Origin of the sequence: Tissierella sp. P1 (assembly GCF_002266425.1) — a bacterium.
In the GTDB taxonomy this organism is placed as follows: Bacteria; Bacillota; Clostridia; order Tissierellales; family Tissierellaceae; genus Tissierella; species Tissierella carlieri.
Genome location: NZ_NPMN01000050.1, coordinates 1 through 17961, shown reverse-complemented (window position 1 = coordinate 17961; position 17961 = coordinate 1). Strand labels below are relative to the sequence as shown.

Sequence of the window (17961 nt, the reverse complement as noted above, 5' to 3'; positions counted from 1 at the left end):
CACTTCATCGAAGACTTTGCCTCTTTTGGATTTCTATATTTAATTTTGATTTTATATAAAATAACAGCATCAGGATTTTTACATCTCAGTACAATTGAAATTTTTCAATTTGTATCTCAACCTTTCATATTATTTTATAGTTCCAGCACCATTTTTAAATCAGATTCTAAGTATTTATTGTTGATAAGAGGAATATGCCTAAATCCAAATTTTTCATACAACCTTATAGCTGAAACCAGCTTGTGATTAGTATTTGAACCTCCCACGACTAAAGTCGCAGGATTCTGTTGTAAACAACAAGGCATAACCAAGTCGCCTCTAGACTCTAAGACTTAATAGTCTATCAGTTTACTTTTATAATATTTTTATTCTTTTTGGTTGTTTTAATATATTTGGATTCTTTTGTATATGGGATAGACCTAATATATCTGATTTTCTTAGTATATTAAGGCTTGCATTTACATCTGCATTTATTAACTTGATTTGTATTGTCCTCTTGTTATTCTTTTTCCACTGGAGGTATGTTTTTTGGGATTATCTTGGTTTAGTTTTGGTAAGTCATCGTTGGCTAGAAAATCAGATTTACTGGTATAGCTTTCTTCTTGCTTTATATAGTTTATATTATTTCTTTTACTTAAATATTCTAGTTTATTGGCTATATCTCCTATTGGTAGATTTACAAAGTTTTGATTGTTTTTCTTTCCTATATTTATTCCTTTTTGAATGTTTTTATTATATCCTATTACTATATTCCCTATATCATTATCTATACAGTATTTTATTATATAGGAGCAGGTTTTATTTATATAATCATTTACTTGGTTGTTTCTTTTTCTCCAAAGGATAGCTTGTTTTTTTGTTGTTCCTTTGATACTTATTTTATCTTTTATGCTTTGTAGTTTACTGTTTTGTTTGTTTGCCCATTGATTGATAGATTTTAATCTTTTTCCATCTATTATGAAGCTATCTCCTTGGTTTGTGCTACAAGTACAAAGATTATCTAATCCTAAATCTATTGCTAGTGCTTTATTTTTATCTAGCTCTTCCTTTGATTCAGATATTTCATAACAATACTGAGCTTCAAAGTACCTAGCTCTATATTTAGGAATTATCCTTATTTCTTTGATATTTTTGTTTAATAGATTGTCTGGAACTTTTATGCTGACTTTTCCATATTGCCTTTTAAATACTGGGGACATGGGTATGTCTAATATCCCATTAAGTTTTATTCTTATTTGACCTATGATAATACTAAAGAAACCTTCCTTTTCTAGATATTTAGATAATCTTATATCTTTATAATTGTATTGACCTAATTTGGCTAGTTTAATTAATCCAAAAAATGATTTCATGGTGCTGTCTACTTCTTTTAGTATTTGCTGGGATATATTACTGTTTAATAGTTTATAGTTTTCATTTTCTTTACATATATAATCCAAGTGTTTATTATTGTTAAAGTAATATTGTCTTATATTATAAAGGCCTACGTTATATAGATTTTTACTTAGAATACACATTTCTCTTAGGGCAATGTATTCTTTCTTAGTTAACTTTTTAGCTGCTGCTTCTGTGTTTCATAGAGTGATTTATTGTACGATTGACTTTTCATATACTTACACCTCCTCTCTTACTTGATATCATTCAATTATATTATACTTTATACTACATATAGGAACAAATGTTTTGTTTGTGTTTATTTTAACTCTAGACTATTGCCAATTCATCCTGCGACTTAAGTCACAAAGTGCTCTTGGCAATATTATAAAAATATACCAAGGTAATTGAAAGACTCCCACAAGTAGGGAGCCTTTCAAAAGTTTATTATTCATCCAGTATAAAGTAGATCTTAAGAATGACTTTGAGATACAATAATAAATTATTCTACCGAACCATGAGTTAGTATGGTATCAGCTTCATGCTGTGTAAGCACCCCATCTTTTACCTGCTGGCTCAAATATCTCTTGACTGCTTCTGCAGCCTCGCTTGATGTATCGAAATGACCTAAATCAACTGCAGAGCCATCTGGCAGGGTTATGATTGTTGAGCCGGGAACCGATTCGGGTTTGGCATTCCATGTTTCAGGGTCAAACACACCGACAAGGACGCCACCGTCTGAAAGCGTGATAGGCTTCGTGTAATGGTACCCTTGCTTCATTAGGGCAATCTGTTTCTGCCATTGAGCATAAAGGGTATCTACATCCTCCTGCGTCCATTCACGGCAGATATAATCGCTATTGGTATTTTTATAATAAAAGGATTTGTCACCACTATCTGCAAGTTTTTTATTTTCGGTGCGCTGATGTTCCATCCATTCCTCAAATTCGTTGATTTCCCAATATTCAAGTTGGCTGTCCTTTTCATCACCGGAAACGCTTTCGACAAGATACTCGCCAGTAAAACCTGCCCTGCCGTTTTCGATTCCGGACGTAGAGTGGCGAGTATTGATCGTTGAGGTAAAGAGTACACTGCCATTCTCATTTCCAGTCAAAGACATTATGGTACCTTTTGAGCTTTCTGTCATTTCGCAAGCGGTCAGAGTCATTGCGGCCACAAGTACAAGGAGAAATCCTTGCAATGAAGATTTGATTTTTTTTGTTTTCATGATATACCTCCATAAATTTTATTGCCCCCAATCTTGAGTGCAACAATAAGATAACATCTATGTATGGAGTGTATATGAAAAGTGCATGGAATCAAAGTATTTTGCAGTAAGACCACTACAATCTTATTATGAAGCGCATACCCAGTGGCTTTATCATAGAGCAAAAAGAATAGGAACAGTTCAAAGCCTCCAAAATTGAAGCTACTATATACAAACCGAAGCCGTTACCGCCGTCCTCACGATTGCGGGCATAGTCGGGGCGGTAAAATGGTTCAAAGATACGCTTTAGATGTTCTTCCGGAATAGGCTGACATTCATTTTCGACAATCAGCTCACGACCTTTGATATAAACAGTTATGGATTTACCCGGTGCGGTATAAGCAACGGCGTTTGAAAGAATGTTGGAGAATGCTTTAGTAAACATTTTTGGTGGCAGACAAACGGTCAAATTATCGGGCCAATCCATTTTGAAATGCTGTCTGTTCGCTTTCGCTATCAACTGATATTGACCACATAGCTTAGACAGGTAAACAGAAGCATTAAATGTTTGCGATTCCTCACTCTCTATGCTCTTACTCAATTTTGAGGTATCTAAAATCTCGGAAATCATATTGCCAAGCCGCTCGGTCTGTTCCTTGCACAGCGGCAAATATGTTTCATAATCCTTGTATTTCCCGACTTCCATAATCATGTTTTCAAGCATAGCGTTTAGCGCAGTAACAGGTGTTTTCAGTTCATGGGAAGCTGCCCGAAGAAAATCCACCTTTTGTCTTTCCGCTTTACTCACACGATCTTTTTCCTCTTTTAAGCTCTCAATGGTAGACAGCAATTTTTGATATAGTTCGTTTATGCTTTTTGATAGCATTCCGATTTCATCACTTGATTGAATATTACTAACAGCGCTTTTTTCTAAACTGGCCATGCGAATCGCTGTCTCTGAAATATGCTTGATAGGCTTAGTAATTGCTTTGGAAAAGAAAAAAGCACATATAAGAGAAACAACTATACATATCGTTATGGAATATGACAGAGAGCGAAGAATGACATTTGAAATCTCGGGGTTTCTTGGAATGTAAACTTGGGCTATTCCCGGTATATCTTCAACCAATGTACCGCCATCATTCATAATCGGAGCAAGAAGATAAATAATTCCACTTGCAAGCAACGTGATAGCCAGCATAAGTACCAGCGTATAGAAAAAAATTTTAGGAAATAGTTTCAGCCGTTTCATCTATCCACCTCATATTTATAACCTATACCTTTAACAGTAACAATACAGTCAAGCCGCAGTTTCTTTCGTAGATTTTTAATATAGGTATCAATCGTCCTGTCGACAATCACGTAATCATCTCCCCATAAATCGTCAAGTATTTGAGAGCGCGTAAGCACTAAGCCTTTATGCTCTACAAGCAGTTTCAGCAAATCAATTTCCCTTGGTGTGATGTCGATTTTGCCGTTATTGTCACTTGCGGTATACCCAGAAAAATTTACGGTCACATCGCCAAACATCATAGTATCAAGGGATATTGTTCTTCCACTTCGCCGCAAAAGTGCTGTTATACGTTTTCCAAGCAAGACCATAGAAAAGGGCTTTGTTATGTAATCATCTGCCTGTTCATCAAAGCTTAGAACCTCCGTATATTCATCCTCAATAGCGGTAAGCATAAGGATAGGAACATGGCTTGTCTGCCGCATTTCATGCAATACGGACACCCCTGTGATTTTAGGCAGCATAATATCCAAAACAATAAGGTCAATTTCTCCTTGATTAAAAATCCGCAATGCTTCTGCTCCGTCATAAGCAGGCACAACTTTATGTCCTGCGAACTTAAGGTATTCACAAATTGCTTCGTTTGTTTGTTTATCATCTTCAACAATCAGTAATGTAGCCATAAGTACACCTCCTCAACTTCAATTTAGCATAGTAATGTGAAGCGTATATGAAACCAAGAAGTTTTTATTGTTTTGTTACCTTATATCTTTCATCGGCAGATTTTTGTGCATCTTTTTGTATCATCCACATACGACTAAACCGTACTACACTAGGTATCTGTTCTCTTCGCAAAATTTTTGTATCCCCGTTCAGAAATGTCCCATTTCTTCGCTACTTTGGGAGCAGAAATATATTCAATAATTAACTATCCTTTCGTAAGACTTCTTATTATAAATTGTATATGGACAGCCGAATAATATCAATGTAATCCACGTAAATAAGTGATCTATCTGAATCATGTACATGATATATACTCATATCCAAAAAGAAAGAATGAACAATAACTGGAATATCTGTGCGGCGACTTGCACTGATAATCATTTCACATCTTCCTTTCCAGCAAAAAGTTTTCTGTACTGTGTAGGCGACATACCTACTAAATGTCGGAAAAACCTGTAAAATGTTGAGAGACTGCCAAAGCCACATTGCAAGGCAATGGATAAAATCGTGTCCTGCGAATTTAACAAAAGCTCCTTTGCCTTCTCAATTTTAAGTTTATTAACATATTGAACTGGAGTCATGCCTAACTGTTCCTGAAATAATTTAATCATACTGTTTTTACTAATACCAAGTCCATCGATTTCCTCTTTGAGTTGCTTTGAATCAGTATAAAGCTCATTGATTACTTTTTTAATTCCCTCTATGGTTTCTATTTTAGGTTCAAATTTCAAGAGATCAGGTCTGCATCGCTTACAAGGACGATATCCAGCAGTTTGAGCCTGCTTAGCAGTATCAAAAAATATCACGTGATCTCTTTTTGGATTTTTAGATTTACAGGACGGTCGACAGAAAATTCCAGTTGTTTTCACTCCATAGAAAAACTGACCATCATAGGATGAATCACAATCAATAGCAGCTTTCCATTTCTGCTCATCGCTGAGTAGCATACATATCACCTTCTTTTTTATTTTTGCTTGATATCACGGATTATCTCTTCAGATCCTTTATCTACAAGATAGAATTCTATTATTTCTGCAATGCTTTATTAATGCCGAGAACTATAAAAGTATTTGGAATAGCCTGACATTCCCCCCTCCCAAGATGGCTGATTTCAGCACCAAGGACGTATCCATGGACACCAGGTAATTTAATTCTATACTGCCGTATTCAAAATACTTTGTTTTAACCGTTGACATAATTCTTTTCCATCTCCAACAGTTTTTCTTTAACTGCAAGTCCCGCGGCGTAGCCTATAAGCTTTCCGTCTGTACCTATAACCCGATGGCATGGTGTAATAATTAAAATCGGATTTTTACCGTTGGCTGTACCCACTGCACGGGATGCTTCTGGTTTTCCAATCACCTCCGCCACCTGCTTGTAGGTACAAGTTTCACCATAGGGTATATCCCGCAGAGCAGCCCATACAGTTTGCTGAAAATCTGTACCTTCTGGTGCAAGGGGTAGATCAAAGGATTTAAGTTTACCATCAAGATATTCCTCCAGTTGACGTGCTGCTTCCTTTAGTAACGGTGTTTCCTGCTCCACGAAGTCTGTGGACTTATGTTCTTTGCCAAAGAAGAGTTCAACAATTGCACCGTTTTTTTCTACAATGCCAATCAAACCGAAGGATGTCGGATAGAATGCAATATTTTTCATATGAATAGCCTCCTTGTCTTATTATATCTTTAGTATACATTTATTTTACCTAGTATGTCTTCCGAAATTTCACCATTCAATTTTCATTATGGTAATGCACTGAACCATGCAGATTGTAGCAATGCAATACCTTCTCGTATCTGTTGTTCACTCAGTAAACTGTATCCTGCAAATATAATGTTTTTGGGGCAATCATTCCTATCATTCCAGAATGGAATCATAGAATATACTTTAACTCCGACTTTTTCTGCCTGTTTAATAAGCCAATCTTGTTCTTCACCACCCGGAAACTCCAAAACGAAATGCAACCCTGCTCCTCGACCATGTAGGATTACTTTTCTTCCAAACATTTTCGTTGCTTCCCGTACAAATACATCATGACGCCTTTTGTAGGTGATGCACATTTTTCGAATATGACGCTCATAGTTTCCATCCCTCATATACGCGGCTAAAACATGTTGTGTCAGCATGATACAGGAGAACTATAGGAACAGAATAAACTATAATACCTCCTTAGCAAGCGTACTGGCAATACCATATAGTTCACCCGCAGAGAAGGAGAAAGAGACTTTGAAAAAGTTCCGATATAGATAGTACGGTCTTCGGTGTCTAGGGAATAGAGCGCTGGCACTGGATTGGCATCATATCTGAGCTCACTATCATAATCGTCTTCAATGATATATGCATCGTTAGCATTTGCCCAATTAAGAAGCACCTTACGCTGAAAAATTGGCATAACAGTTCCATAGGGAAATTGATGCGAAGGAGTTACATAAGCAGCACATGCATCAGAACGATGAATGGATGAGAGGATAAGTCCATCTTTACTAGCTGGAATTGCATGTAGATTATAATTGTTGTTGATAAATACATCCCTTGATCCATTATATCCTGGTTCCTCCATTGCAACAGTGTTATTTTCTTTACGCAAAAGAGTACACAAGATATTTAACGAATATTGTAGCCCACAACCGATGATAATTTGTTCTTCACAACAAACCATACCTCTTGATCTGTATAGGTGTTTTTTGATTTCTTGTCGTAACAACAGATCACCTTGCTTATCTGGATACTGATTAACTACCTCTTTCTGCGATGATAGAAGAATTTCAGAGGTGTATTTTCGCCATAACTTGAAAGGAAATTGCTCATAAGGAATCGTGCCGTACTGAAAATCATATAGACTTATAGGTTGCTCCGACTCTGATCTTTCGACGTATAAAGTATTTATATCCTGCGGCACATAATTCCTCTCCGTAAATTTACTTGAAGTGTCTAGAACAAAAAATCCTGACCCGTGTTTTGCTTGAATATATCCCTCCACAGCCAGTTGGGTATAAGCCAGACTGACAGTATTCCGTGCAATACCTAATGTTTGGGCTAGTGTGCGAATACCTGGAATCCGTTCTCCGGGTGCAATATTTCCTTGTTCAATATCTTTTTTTATCTGATTATAGATTTGAAGATACATTGGTTCATCTGAATTTTCTTGAATATATATCATATAATTATTACCTTCCTTATATCAAAGTGTACCCCATGTTATATCATATAAGTGTATCTTTTAGTAGGTACACTTATATGATATAATACCTTTGATTGTATATCAAGTACATATATACCTTGAATATAAATCAAATTTATATGATTAGGAGGATGATTAAGTTATGCAATACAGAATGAAGAAGTTTCAATTAACCTTAGAGCAGATTGACGAGCTACTTGATCGTGCGGATACCGGACGATTGGCCACTATCAATGAGAATGGTTATCCGTATGTTGTTGCAATGCACTTTGTTTACTACAATGACAAAATTTATATGCATGGACTACCAAAGGGACAAAAAATCGATAATGTAAATCGAAACCCCAAAGTATGCTTTGAAGTTAATGAATTGTTTGGTCTCTTGACTGACAATATCGAGAATGCCTGTGATACTGAGGCAGAGTACAACAGTGTTGTAATTATTGGAAATGCTTCGTTGATTGAGGACTTGGATTATAAACGTAAAGTATTGAATAAGCTGGTTGAGAAGTACAATCCGCAATTTGCTGGAAAAGAACTTCCTGATAACATGATCAAAGGTACTGCTGTAATTGAGATTGATATCGTAGAGTGTACAGGAAAATATCATAAATAAGGCAAAAATAAAACTTAATTTACCTGATTGCCATAAAAGTCAAATATGATTCTCTTAATGGAAAATATCCCGCTTTTTATTACGGGATATTTTTGTATTATGAATACCCTCGGTTAGACTGGGGGTATTCATAATACAAGCAGGATAAACTGATAAAAGTTTATCCTGAAATTAGTGTGAAAAATATTTACTTTCAAAACTGGTTATGGTATAACAATGTATTATATATTGATTGATGCTGTATTATTTACCATAACCACATTCTAGTTATTTATTTTTGATCAGACAATAAATTGAGCAAGTCCACATTTAGTGAAAAATGCAGGCATAGGTAAACATGAATCTATACTGAATAATTCGGGTTCTTCGCTCCATTCCCATTACAGGAACTTCTTCACTACTACAACCCAATCTGCCCGCCCCTATGACTGCATCGGTACTCTTATCTTGCAGTTCTTCCGCTTGATATACTCCCTTAACATCAGTCCGTGGGTTCCTACGTTCCGTACAAACGCCTGTATTAAATTCATGCCACCTTTATGCGACCCACCGTCTAGGCAGTAAACAGGTTTCCCCTAGACTTATCCCAGGTTAACGATTACCCCCTGGTTTTGATGGAATATCTATGCTTTCGACATTTTCGTAAGCGGTTCGCTTGTTCGTTCATCTCCTTAATATGCGCTTGACAGTTTTTATTACTGCCTTTTCCTTAACGCTCAGTACAATAACTTTTGACCACAGCACCTTAAGGTAGTTTGAAACCTCCACCTGTATGGCGATTTAGGCGGCCCATCCGCCATTATCTGTACAGCATAGCTGTCTTCAAGTAGCTACGCTACTTGGACACGCCTTCGTGGCGCACAATCATCAGCAAACCTTATGAGTTTACCTAAGTGAGAAAAGTACTTATCCTATACTGTATTCCATGTGGTCTAGGTATATGTTAGCTAATAGTGGAGATATTACACCACCTTGAGGACTCCCCATTTCATTTGTCTCTAGAGTTCCATCCTTCATTGCACCGCTCTTAAGCCATTTTCCTATTAGCTTAAGTACTCTTCCATCACTGATTCTTATTTCTAGTAATATCATCAATTTATCATGATTAATGTTATCAAAACAACCTTTGATATCTGCGTCTAGTACCCATACTCCCTTATTATTGCATGCCTTTCTTATGAATTCTAATGCCATATGTTGATTCCTTTTTGGTCTGAATCCATAGGAACAGTCTTTAAAGTTGGCTTCAAATACGGGTTCTATAACTATCTTGGTTGAGGCTTGTATTATTCTATCTTTTACGGTCGGAACACCTAATGGACGTATTTTCCCATTTGATTTTGGTATTTCTACACGTAGTACTGAGCTTGGTCTATAGTTCTTATTCTTAAGTTCATCTTGCATCTCCTTAAGAATTTTATCTATTCCAATTTCCTCTATTTCTTTTATTGTTACATCATCTACTCCAGCACTACCTTTATTGACTTTTACATCTTTCCATGCTATTTATAGTATATCCATACGATATATCTTATCATATAGGGCATGAAATCTTCTTGCTTTGTTTGCATTGGCTGATAAGTATAGTTTTACTTGAAGTTTTCGAACTTTATCTTTGATGTTGTTAGTCCATTGGATATTCATTCACTCTTACCTCCTTGTAAAACATGAGTAAGCAGGGCACCTTCCCTAGAATAGGTTTTGTTGTCCTATCCATCTTCGGTACTATATCCCCCTCCGACTCCTTCTCTACCAGATAGTAATTTCACCATTGGCTTATATACCTCTGCTTTACAGCTAAGTTGTGTAGAGTAGGGTCTCCCCAGTTCCATAATTTACTGTCAATACATACCGCTCCTCATACACCGGAGGATTCTTCTGTGCTGCAATCCAAGCTCTTCACACATTCCATGGACTTCATCCAATAGGAAGGGACTCGTCTTCCTCTTTTCTCCCATACAGGGTTTTCTAACAGTGCTGCAGGATTCACTTTATGTTACGGTCTGCATCTTTTCTAGCACCACTAAGGCACATTTTCGAGACGCTTCAACCTAATCATCTCTGATTAAATTGGTCTTATAGCAACTAGGCTTCTTGGCAATTAACCTAGACTGAACTCTCATCAGTAAGCAAATTACAGCTTTGCTGGACACGCTCCTATTAAATAAAAAAGTTGCCCTGCTGATTTTACCATTAGCAGGGCAACTTTTCTCTAATCTAATTCTAATTCATAAAAATGGAGGCCGTAAGTATCCAACAATAGCCAAGACAAGCAAATGCAGCGGGTAAAACCAATACATAAAACGTTGAAATCTCCTATTTATATTTCCTTTTTCTCCGGAATAGCGACAGGTCACCAAAATGCCCAGATAAGGCCCCAATATGTTTAGCACACAGCTCCGCAGCATATTCAAATCTTCCAACGTATAAGCAACAAGTCTGTAACGAGAAAAAATAACAACAGGTAAAAATATCAGTACTTTTTTCCATAGGCTGCTATTTCTCATTATATAGAGCATAAAAATAATAAAAATATAGCCTTCACTGCCTTCAAATCGAAGGAGTCGCGCTAATACACCTGCCAGCACGATAATACCAATCCCTAACATCCTCTTACCTTTTTCCTCGCATTTCCTATAACCTAAAAGTGACAACAGCCCTAAACCCAAGGTAAATAAGATATTCAGCGGAACTTCCCTCCAGTCACCCTTAATACCGTATAGCCTACCTTGTGCCAGATCGAACAGAATGTAAGGGACTTGCGCTAAAAATGCAGTTACATAAATACGCCAGATGTATTTCCTTATATCCTTAGTATGCAAAAATCCCTGTACAATACAAAACATGAAAATTGGGGCAGCCAGCCGACCAAAATAAGCAAGTATAGACGGTAGCCATGATGTAAACCAAATCCCTAGACTATCTAGCCCTTTTGCAATTAGCCAGTCACCTATGGGGAAAATGGTCTCTGTTAAAGAAAATATCCGAATAAAATGATCGAAAAACATGGAGATAAGGGCAAGAATTTTAAGCTGTTTACTGTTCATAAAAAAACCCGTTTCCTAGTTTTGTATCAATAGAAGTTGACTCCTCAACTACAGAATTATTGTTTCGTATAATTACTGTTTCATTGGAAATCCGCATATCATAGCTACGAATACGCTCAATTTCTTTGGTACGACGGTCAAACTCCCTATCTCCTTTGCGCCATACTGTTACTGAGGTGATTTCTCCTAGACGATTTCTGCGGACAGAAATATCCACCATGCCATTATCTCGTGTTTGTATCGAACCAAGCATTTCATCCTCATAAATACGCACGCTATCTCCTTTATAAAGATAGAAACCGTCTTGCCCCTTAGTGATACCCTGTTTTGCATATTCCAGTGCAATTTCATCCTCACTCAGACAAAGGCTTACAACAAGTCGAAATGCTCCTTTCTCAACCCCAAATTCTTTTGCCAAAGCCGTCTTTACTTGTGCCGCAATGATTTCGGGGTCATTGGTTTCATCTGCCTCCAATACGTCAAAGATCATATGGTCAGCACGCTGTCCTGGATTTTCTCCTAAAGCGATATCTCTTGTAAGTCCCGCCTTAACACCCCATTTTGAAGCTGTGGTTCCGCAGTAACTGCTTAGATGTGCTGAAAAAGGCCCTTGTCCTCCAGTGGCGAACACAATAGTAGTGCTTAACAATAAAATAATTGAAAGTGCCAAAGTAAAAGAAGTTGCCTTCTTATAACTGAGAACATTTTTGATACGTCGTTCTACCTCCGTTTTGGAAAAGGCACTAAAGAGAAGTGTAGGGCGATTTTCTGTAATTGCCATGGTGAGGAGACTATAGGCATAGTTCTGTCTCTGATCTACATCAATCTGCTTGAGCACTGCGGCATCACAGGCAGATTCCAAATCTGAGGAAAGATACTTAGACATAAGCCATACCAACGGATTATACCAATTCAAGCAGAGAGCAATCAGCATAGCGGTCTTCAGCCAATTGTCTTTACGTTTAATGTGCATGGTTTCATGAATAAGGATATGCTGTAAAAATTGTGTTTGCTGAAAATTCATTCCCGTGGGCAGATAGATGCGGGGATTGAATATGCCGCATACCAAGGGAGAAGCAATTTCATCATTGGTAAATACAAGTATATGTCCCATCTCCATCTCACGAAGAATGGTGTTAATAGTTTCATTGTGTTCAATTAGCAGACTATTTTTTAGCTTTTTTAAGTAACATCTCTTCTGATACAATAGAATTCCCACTGTTATCATTCCCCCAAGACATAAAAGTGCTAGCAGTGCAAGCTGCCAATCTAGAGATAAAGTCCTGGAGCTTTCGGTAAACCTATACACCGTCGCCTCCGAAGCGACCTCACTTACTACATCTGTATCTTCTACAAGGTAAACAGTCGGATCTCCTATAAACTGCAAGTACAAATCCGGTACTGGCCCACTAATTGGGCTGGATAACGAAAATGGAACTAACAGACGAAGGAGCACCAATGCCCATAACATCGGAAAGACAAACTTGGATAAACGGTTCTTTAAAAATCTTCGTAGCAAGCAAACCACCAAAATCATAATACTTCCATACAATGACATCAAGTATAATGGCATATCCATTCTGAAATGCAGCATCCTATTTCGCCTCCTTAATCAATTTGGCAAGCTATTTGCTTCCTCTTCTGAAATTCCTTGATTTCTCAGAAATGCTGAAAAAAACAATTCACTGGAACCTCCAAACATTTTATCAATCAGTTGTTCCGTTTCACTCTGCTGCACTTCGTCTCTAGTAACTAAAGCTTTACATAAAAATCCAGGCTCCTCTCGTTCAATTGCCCCCTTCTCAATACATTTTTTGATGACCGTATAAGTGGTATTTTTATTCCATCCAATCCGCTCTGTCAATACCTCTACAATATCGCGAGCCAACATATTGCCTTTCTCCCATAGAACTTCCATGACCTTGAGTTCAGAATCAAAAAGCTTCATATCCATAAAATCCCTCCTTAAGACTATTGTAGTAGTCTGAATTTTAATATAAGACTATCACAATAGTCTTAACTTGTCAATAAGAATATAAATTTTTATTTTACATTGATTTTCAATTACATTCCCTATGTAAATTTATACTATACAATAGCTAATTATATTGGATGATTTAATAATAAAAATTAAAAATCAACAATCAAGAAAATACAATAAACGTACTTCTAGACGAAAAAAAGGCAAGTAATCATACAGATTTTTAATTTGATGATATGATTACAAATAATAAAGGCGGCACGCAAACACCATATTTAAGAATTGTTAAATAAAAAAACTATGGAGAAGACCGTTTACTTATACGATAATCTTGGATAGGGGTGAAACATTTATTTTATATGCTATAATTATTATAAAAATATAGGGGGGGATTTTTATGTTTAAAACTTTATTTCCTATTATGGTACTTGGTATTATATTCTTATTTCTTAGTGAGATACTAAAGAATAAGAATACTAACTATGATACTTCTGATGATATTTATCCTTATACAAAGAAGAAATATTTATTGACAGTTGCTGAAAAGAATTTCTATGATGTTTTGTTATTAGCAATTCAAGATACTGAATATTATATATGTCCTAAAGTTCACTTAGCTGACATTATTACAGTTGGTAAAGCTGATAAAAGGCAATCAAATTTTAACAGAATCCAATATCAACTTGACAGGGGCATGTTCATTTTTACATCTCAGTGCTATTGATATTTTAAATTTGTTTGTTGTGATAAAGTGCATACTTATTTCACTTAACTTTCCTTTGAATATTTAGCATGTTTACAATGTGCTAGATAAACAAAATATAAATGATACGTCTTAACTAAAACTGAAAAAGTTTAACCTCTTTTACTAATTTCATCTGTTATTAATGATTTTGAAATATCCATCGCTTTTATTAAGTTCTTGAAGCGAGTGTGTTGAGAGGTACCCTCCGCAAATTTTAGCTGTGCTTTTTCACATTTGCTAATAATCGAAGATACGGGGCGCAGTGCCTCTATCAACTCTTCTTTTGTATATTTATACAGAACATTTCACCTCAAATTCATATTTGTTAAGTTGTTTATATCATTTATAAGTCGCATAAATCCACTTATGTACATTATATTATATAATTCATCTGCCAATCTATCAACCAACAATACCTTTTTTCCAACTCTACTTTTCAACATTTCCGCTGTCATCACTCAAATTACCCAATGTCATCTATGTTTTCGTCTATTTTTAAAGGAGTATGATATGATGAAATCTATCTTATACAAGGTTCTACTTGCTGCTGGTATTGTATTATTGATATGCTTTTTGGGAGGTTTAATGTATCTGCGCTATGATTATTATACTAATACACTTCCTTCGTACAATTCTACACCGTTATCTGTTTATTATCTAATTCATGGTGTAATATTTTTGATACCAGGTATTCTATGCTTCATAATGTCCATGATATTACGTTCAAAGTTAAAAAATAAATCTTAATTCATGTTTTCCTTCGTGGGTTGATGTGTTTATAAAACCTCGTAATGAGCAAATCGGGAAGCCGTAAGGCTTCCCAGTTTCATACCGCCGCTTGAAAAGGCGATTTATCTAGCTTCATATGCTTCTCCTTAGAATGAATTATAGAATACTGTTACTCCTATGTCGAAACGTTTGTCATGGTATAGATGAGGAACGCTCGTTTCATCAGGATAACCAATCGGTAAAAGTACAACTGGAATGATGTTTTCAGGCAACTCAAAGACTTCCTTTATCTTCTGAGGATCAAAATGTCCTACCCAGGTGCTGCCTAAGCCTAAATTGGCGACCTCAAGCATCATGTGAGTAGTTACAATACTTACGTCAACCTCCCCCATATCTTTATCGTCATATGACCTTTTCCAACTAACGGTATTGTCATAGCAAATCAACAGAGCTAAAGGTGCATGGAAGTGGTATGTGGTACAGGTTTTTAGTTTACTTAAAGCATCCTCAGTATCTAGCACAAGAATACGCTGCGGCTGATAATTCACAGCTGTTGGAGCAACTCTACCTGCTTCCAAAATCAAATCCAGTTTTTCCTTTTCTACTTTTTTGTCACAAAACTTTCGAACAGAATATCTGTCCTTTGCTAATTCTAAAAAATCCATAGTTCTACCTCCATTCATTTCGTTTTCAATCGTTCTAAAGGACAGTTTTCGCTTTTATTTGTGCTGGGCATTTCTCTCCGCTTATAAACCACTGACAGGTTCTGCATTCAAAACAGGGCTTGTAGTCGTAATTTTTCAAAGACTTTGTTAGAAATGCTGCATCAGCTAAAAACGGCCTTCCATATGCCATAAAATCACACAGACTGTTTTCAAGTAATGCATTCCTATGTTCGTTGAGTCAAAACTTCTCACTATAGCTAACTTCCTATAAAGCAATATGCACACACTTGTATTTTTCACTTATTTTAATTATAATTAAAATAAAGTAAAAAGAAAGTATGCACTTTTTAGTAGTATACTTACTAAAAGGAGAGTGTTATTGAATGGATACATTATGCCGGAGTAAACAAGCACCTTTTGAATATACTCTCTCTATCATAGGCGGCAAATGGAAAATGAGAATTATATACGAGTTAGGTTGTGAATCCGTATTAAGATATGGAGAACTTAAGCGCAATATTCCCTATATCACACATAAAATGCTAAGTACGCAGCTTAAAGAATTAGAAAATGACGGGCTTATCACCCGTAAAGAGTATCCGCAAATTCCTCCAAAGGTAGAGTATTCTTTATCCGAAAAAGGACTGTCATTGCTTCCGATTATTAATGAAATGTGTAAATGGGGTAGAAAAAACACTCCAGAATTGAAAATATAAGCTAACTTGAACTGAATACCTAATACTCGTTATAGCTTGCATTATAAGAGCGAACTTGCTATAGTATGATATGCTCATCTACATATGTTATGAATCAAATTGAAGGTTTTTGCTATAAGATTAGAAAGGTCTAGAATTCTAGACCTTAGACTTCGGTAAGTAATATTAATATTATAGGAACAAAAGAGTAGACTATTTAGCCTACTCTTTGTTTATTATTATGCATGAGACAATACTGGGAACATTAAGTCTTTTATTTTAAATGGGTTGTCTTTTCCTACCTTAATAAAAAGAGTGGTATCCTCTTCATTCACTAAACTTTTTTCGTAAGAAGAGATATTATTTGGAGTAAATCCTAAAACTACTTTCTTAGTGTTCTCACTTATCATTGCATTAATAATTTTTTCTAAATTTATTTCTTTCGTGGCAAATACATCTTGTATATATAAAATATCTTCATGAAAATCACAGATAACAATAGAATCATAGTCTTCAATATAATAAATACTGTCCTTCATAAAATACGTACAATAAAACATTATAAGAGATGCATTATTTTTCATAGAAACCTTTGAGAGAGGTATCGTATTACAAGCCATATTGTAAACAAATTCTTTATCTATATTACTATCCATATTCATCTTTATTATTTTCTCTGACTTATCCTCTTTTATTCTTTCTATAGAGTATTGATATTCATCACACTGCTCAAATCCAAATTTTGGGTAGAAATCAAGAACACTGTCATTAGCAAAAAGATAGATAAGATCACATTTATCCTCCCATTCTTTTATAACTCTCTCCATAAGTATTCTACTTAGCCCCTGTCCTCTATACTCTTCATCTGTCATAACTGTTCCAATTTGTATATATCTCTTTTGCTCTCCTAAAATCAAAAATTCTATAATATTTACTGAAACATTAGATACTACCTTATCTCCCTCTAACAAAGAATATGGTATATATTTGTCTCCCCAATAACCATCCTCATACCATTGTTTAAAATTAAAACCATAAGTTTTTTCTGTTAATCTATCAAAACTACTTCTTAACATATTATCATCTCTGTAATTACATCTATAAATATATTTTTTACCATTAATTAATAGAATTTCACTCATTTTAGGTTTCTCCTTTTTTCTTGCTATTTTTGTTTATTTTAAATTACAAATTAGCTCTATTCCCATCGATAGGGTAACAAATCATTAATGGTAAGTATTTTATCTTTTTTTATCATTACTTCACATTTATAATTTTCATCATGGATTTGACAAATAAATTCTCTACATCTTCCACATGGTGGAATTATTGTTCCATCTTCATACACTGCAATTACTTTTGTTATTCTATTTTCTCCAGCAGTAATCATAGCCGCAATAGCCGCATGTTCTGCACAGAATCCCATAGAACAAGGAGTATCTATACATACTCCAGTATAAACTCTTCCACTTTCACTCAAAATAGCTGCTGCAACAGAACCAGCATAAGAGTTTTTAGAAATTGCTCTAGGATTTAATGTGTTTTTTGCGATATCATATAATTCATAAAATTCCATAGTTATCATCCTTTCAATTAAATTCTTGTATTTAAATTAATACACAATGTATTAATTTAAATATTAGCTTGTATGTTTTTCATCACCATAGTCTTCGTTCACTTCAATAGTGAAGATAAATAGCAAAAGTTATATCCATTATTTTAAATTTCTTATAGCAAAAATCATTCTCACTTTAATAAGTTATTTGA

General features: G+C 35.4%; 23 protein-coding genes. 5 read left to right on the top strand and 18 right to left on the bottom strand.

Translation table 11 applies throughout. The features are described from left to right. Positions 1–246, top strand: a 246-nt coding sequence (locus CIW83_RS24040; protein WP_235601435.1) for a hypothetical protein, incomplete at its 5' end; no start/stop codon positions are given. Between the two features lie 227 nt (positions 247–473). On the opposite strand, the gene CIW83_RS20900 is transcribed toward CIW83_RS24040, so the two are convergent. From CIW83_RS20900 to CIW83_RS20865, 8 genes are all read right to left on the bottom strand, one after another. Next, the gene (locus tag CIW83_RS20900; protein ID WP_201260086.1) at positions 474–1517 is read right to left on the bottom strand and encodes an RNA-guided endonuclease TnpB family protein; all 1044 of its coding nucleotides are present in this window, start codon (positions 1515–1517) and stop codon (positions 474–476) included. Between the two features lie 359 nt (positions 1518–1876). Continuing rightward, the gene (locus tag CIW83_RS20895; protein WP_094904371.1) at positions 1877–2602 is read right to left on the bottom strand and encodes a hypothetical protein; all 726 of its coding nucleotides are present in this window, start codon (positions 2600–2602) and stop codon (positions 1877–1879) included. 115 nt (positions 2603–2717) lie between these two features. After that, complete coding sequence (locus tag CIW83_RS20890; protein ID WP_094904370.1) at positions 2718–3833, bottom strand: cell wall metabolism sensor histidine kinase WalK; 1116 nt, start codon at positions 3831–3833, stop codon at positions 2718–2720. Beyond that, positions 3830–4495, bottom strand: coding sequence for a response regulator transcription factor (locus CIW83_RS20885; RefSeq protein ID WP_094904369.1), 666 nt, complete (start codon positions 4493–4495; stop codon positions 3830–3832). Before CIW83_RS20885 ends, CIW83_RS20890 begins: the two co-directional genes overlap by 4 nt. Before the next feature lie 417 nt (positions 4496–4912). Continuing rightward, positions 4913–5482 (bottom strand): bifunctional transcriptional activator/DNA repair enzyme AdaA, encoded by a 570-nt coding sequence (locus CIW83_RS20875; RefSeq protein ID WP_094904368.1) that lies wholly within the window; start codon positions 5480–5482, stop codon positions 4913–4915. Between the two features lie 235 nt (positions 5483–5717). After that, positions 5718–6191 carry a methylated-DNA--[protein]-cysteine S-methyltransferase gene (locus tag CIW83_RS24680; protein ID WP_094904367.1) on the bottom strand — a complete coding sequence of 158 codons (474 nt, stop codon included), beginning with the start codon at positions 6189–6191 and terminating at the stop codon, positions 5718–5720. 86 nt (positions 6192–6277) lie between these two features. Then, entirely contained in the window at positions 6278–6487 is a 210-nt protein-coding gene (locus tag CIW83_RS23430) for a hypothetical protein (protein ID WP_201260085.1), read from the bottom strand. Positions 6488–6654: 167 nt separating this feature from the next. Next, entirely contained in the window at positions 6655–7695 is a 1041-nt protein-coding gene (locus CIW83_RS20865) for a PLP-dependent aminotransferase family protein (RefSeq protein WP_201260084.1), read from the bottom strand. 163 nt (positions 7696–7858) lie between these two features. Between CIW83_RS20865 and CIW83_RS20860 the strand changes: the two genes are divergently transcribed. Continuing rightward, on the top strand, positions 7859–8332 hold the full coding sequence (locus CIW83_RS20860; protein ID WP_094904366.1) for a pyridoxamine 5'-phosphate oxidase family protein: 474 nt from the start codon (positions 7859–7861) through the stop codon (positions 8330–8332). A gap of 906 nt (positions 8333–9238) precedes the next feature. Here CIW83_RS20860 and CIW83_RS20855 read toward each other — a convergent pair. The 6 genes from CIW83_RS20855 to CIW83_RS20840 all read right to left on the bottom strand — a co-directional run bounded on the left by CIW83_RS20855 (position 9239) and on the right by CIW83_RS20840 (position 13333). Next, complete coding sequence (locus CIW83_RS20855; protein WP_201260083.1) at positions 9239–9736, bottom strand: reverse transcriptase domain-containing protein; 498 nt, start codon at positions 9734–9736, stop codon at positions 9239–9241. A 102-nt stretch (positions 9737–9838) separates the two neighbouring features. After that, the gene (locus CIW83_RS23425; RefSeq protein WP_201260082.1) at positions 9839–9976 is read right to left on the bottom strand and encodes a hypothetical protein; all 138 of its coding nucleotides are present in this window, start codon (positions 9974–9976) and stop codon (positions 9839–9841) included. Positions 9977–10041: 65 nt separating this feature from the next. Continuing rightward, complete coding sequence (locus tag CIW83_RS24600; RefSeq protein ID WP_255374548.1) at positions 10042–10164, bottom strand: hypothetical protein; 123 nt, start codon at positions 10162–10164, stop codon at positions 10042–10044. A 396-nt stretch (positions 10165–10560) separates the two neighbouring features. Next, entirely contained in the window at positions 10561–11379 is an 819-nt protein-coding gene (locus tag CIW83_RS20850; protein ID WP_094904365.1) for a TraX family protein, read from the bottom strand. Further along, positions 11369–12916, bottom strand: coding sequence for a M56 family metallopeptidase (locus CIW83_RS20845; protein ID WP_235601436.1), 1548 nt, complete (start codon positions 12914–12916; stop codon positions 11369–11371). Before CIW83_RS20845 ends, CIW83_RS20850 begins: the two co-directional genes overlap by 11 nt. A gap of 75 nt (positions 12917–12991) precedes the next feature. Then, positions 12992–13333, bottom strand: coding sequence for a BlaI/MecI/CopY family transcriptional regulator (locus CIW83_RS20840; RefSeq protein WP_094904363.1), 342 nt, complete (start codon positions 13331–13333; stop codon positions 12992–12994). Between the two features lie 424 nt (positions 13334–13757). Between CIW83_RS20840 and CIW83_RS20835 the strand changes: the two genes are divergently transcribed. Then, the gene (locus CIW83_RS20835; protein WP_094904362.1) at positions 13758–14084 is read left to right on the top strand and encodes a DUF2726 domain-containing protein; all 327 of its coding nucleotides are present in this window, start codon (positions 13758–13760) and stop codon (positions 14082–14084) included. A 326-nt stretch (positions 14085–14410) separates the two neighbouring features. Here the strand turns inward: CIW83_RS20835 and CIW83_RS22415 are convergent, their stop codons facing one another. Beyond that, positions 14411–14563, bottom strand: coding sequence for a hypothetical protein (locus CIW83_RS22415; RefSeq protein ID WP_158220199.1), 153 nt, complete (start codon positions 14561–14563; stop codon positions 14411–14413). Between the two features lie 55 nt (positions 14564–14618). Between CIW83_RS22415 and CIW83_RS20825 the strand changes: the two genes are divergently transcribed. Beyond that, positions 14619–14852, top strand: a complete 234-nt coding sequence (locus CIW83_RS20825) for a hypothetical protein (RefSeq protein ID WP_201260081.1) — start codon at positions 14619–14621, stop codon at positions 14850–14852. Between the two features lie 128 nt (positions 14853–14980). Here the strand turns inward: CIW83_RS20825 and CIW83_RS20820 are convergent, their stop codons facing one another. Beyond that, entirely contained in the window at positions 14981–15499 is a 519-nt protein-coding gene (locus CIW83_RS20820) for a nitroreductase family protein (protein ID WP_094904359.1), read from the bottom strand. Between the two features lie 383 nt (positions 15500–15882). Between CIW83_RS20820 and CIW83_RS20815 the strand changes: the two genes are divergently transcribed. Next, positions 15883–16215 carry a helix-turn-helix domain-containing protein gene (locus CIW83_RS20815; protein ID WP_094904358.1) on the top strand — a complete coding sequence of 111 codons (333 nt, stop codon included), beginning with the start codon at positions 15883–15885 and terminating at the stop codon, positions 16213–16215. Between the two features lie 218 nt (positions 16216–16433). Here the strand turns inward: CIW83_RS20815 and CIW83_RS20810 are convergent, their stop codons facing one another. Further along, on the bottom strand, positions 16434–17336 hold the full coding sequence (locus CIW83_RS20810; RefSeq protein WP_094904357.1) for a GNAT family N-acetyltransferase: 903 nt from the start codon (positions 17334–17336) through the stop codon (positions 16434–16436). Between the two features lie 56 nt (positions 17337–17392). Then, entirely contained in the window at positions 17393–17770 is a 378-nt protein-coding gene (locus CIW83_RS20805; protein WP_094904356.1) for a cytidine deaminase, read from the bottom strand. Between the last annotated feature and the right edge of the window lie 191 nt (positions 17771–17961).

Coding starts and splice junctions, on each gene's coding strand:
- CIW83_RS20900 (WP_201260086.1), bottom strand. CDS start 1,517: ATGTGTATTCTAAGTAAAAATCTATATAACGTAGGCCTTTATAATATA.
- CIW83_RS20895 (WP_094904371.1), bottom strand. CDS start 2,602: ATGAAAACAAAAAAAATCAAATCTTCATTGCAAGGATTTCTCCTTGTA.
- CIW83_RS20890 (WP_094904370.1), bottom strand. CDS start 3,833: ATGAAACGGCTGAAACTATTTCCTAAAATTTTTTTCTATACGCTGGTA.
- CIW83_RS20885 (WP_094904369.1), bottom strand. CDS start 4,495: ATGGCTACATTACTGATTGTTGAAGATGATAAACAAACAAACGAAGCA.
- CIW83_RS20875 (WP_094904368.1), bottom strand. CDS start 5,482: ATGCTACTCAGCGATGAGCAGAAATGGAAAGCTGCTATTGATTGTGAT.
- CIW83_RS24680 (WP_094904367.1), bottom strand. CDS start 6,191: ATGAAAAATATTGCATTCTATCCGACATCCTTCGGTTTGATTGGCATT.
- CIW83_RS20865 (WP_201260084.1), bottom strand. CDS start 7,695: ATGATATATATTCAAGAAAATTCAGATGAACCAATGTATCTTCAAATC.
- CIW83_RS20860 (WP_094904366.1), top strand. CDS start 7,859: ATGCAATACAGAATGAAGAAGTTTCAATTAACCTTAGAGCAGATTGAC.
- CIW83_RS20855 (WP_201260083.1), bottom strand. CDS start 9,736: ATGCAAGATGAACTTAAGAATAAGAACTATAGACCAAGCTCAGTACTA.
- CIW83_RS23425 (WP_201260082.1), bottom strand. CDS start 9,976: ATGAATATCCAATGGACTAACAACATCAAAGATAAAGTTCGAAAACTT.
- CIW83_RS24600 (WP_255374548.1), bottom strand. CDS start 10,164: ATGGAACTGGGGAGACCCTACTCTACACAACTTAGCTGTAAAGCAGAG.
- CIW83_RS20850 (WP_094904365.1), bottom strand. CDS start 11,379: ATGAACAGTAAACAGCTTAAAATTCTTGCCCTTATCTCCATGTTTTTC.
- CIW83_RS20845 (WP_235601436.1), bottom strand. CDS start 12,916: ATGATTTTGGTGGTTTGCTTGCTACGAAGATTTTTAAAGAACCGTTTA.
- CIW83_RS20840 (WP_094904363.1), bottom strand. CDS start 13,333: ATGGATATGAAGCTTTTTGATTCTGAACTCAAGGTCATGGAAGTTCTA.
- CIW83_RS20835 (WP_094904362.1), top strand. CDS start 13,758: ATGTTTAAAACTTTATTTCCTATTATGGTACTTGGTATTATATTCTTA.
- CIW83_RS20825 (WP_201260081.1), top strand. CDS start 14,619: ATGAAATCTATCTTATACAAGGTTCTACTTGCTGCTGGTATTGTATTA.
- CIW83_RS20820 (WP_094904359.1), bottom strand. CDS start 15,499: ATGGATTTTTTAGAATTAGCAAAGGACAGATATTCTGTTCGAAAGTTT.
- CIW83_RS20815 (WP_094904358.1), top strand. CDS start 15,883: ATGGATACATTATGCCGGAGTAAACAAGCACCTTTTGAATATACTCTC.
- CIW83_RS20810 (WP_094904357.1), bottom strand. CDS start 17,336: ATGAGTGAAATTCTATTAATTAATGGTAAAAAATATATTTATAGATGT.
- CIW83_RS20805 (WP_094904356.1), bottom strand. CDS start 17,770: ATGGAATTTTATGAATTATATGATATCGCAAAAAACACATTAAATCCT.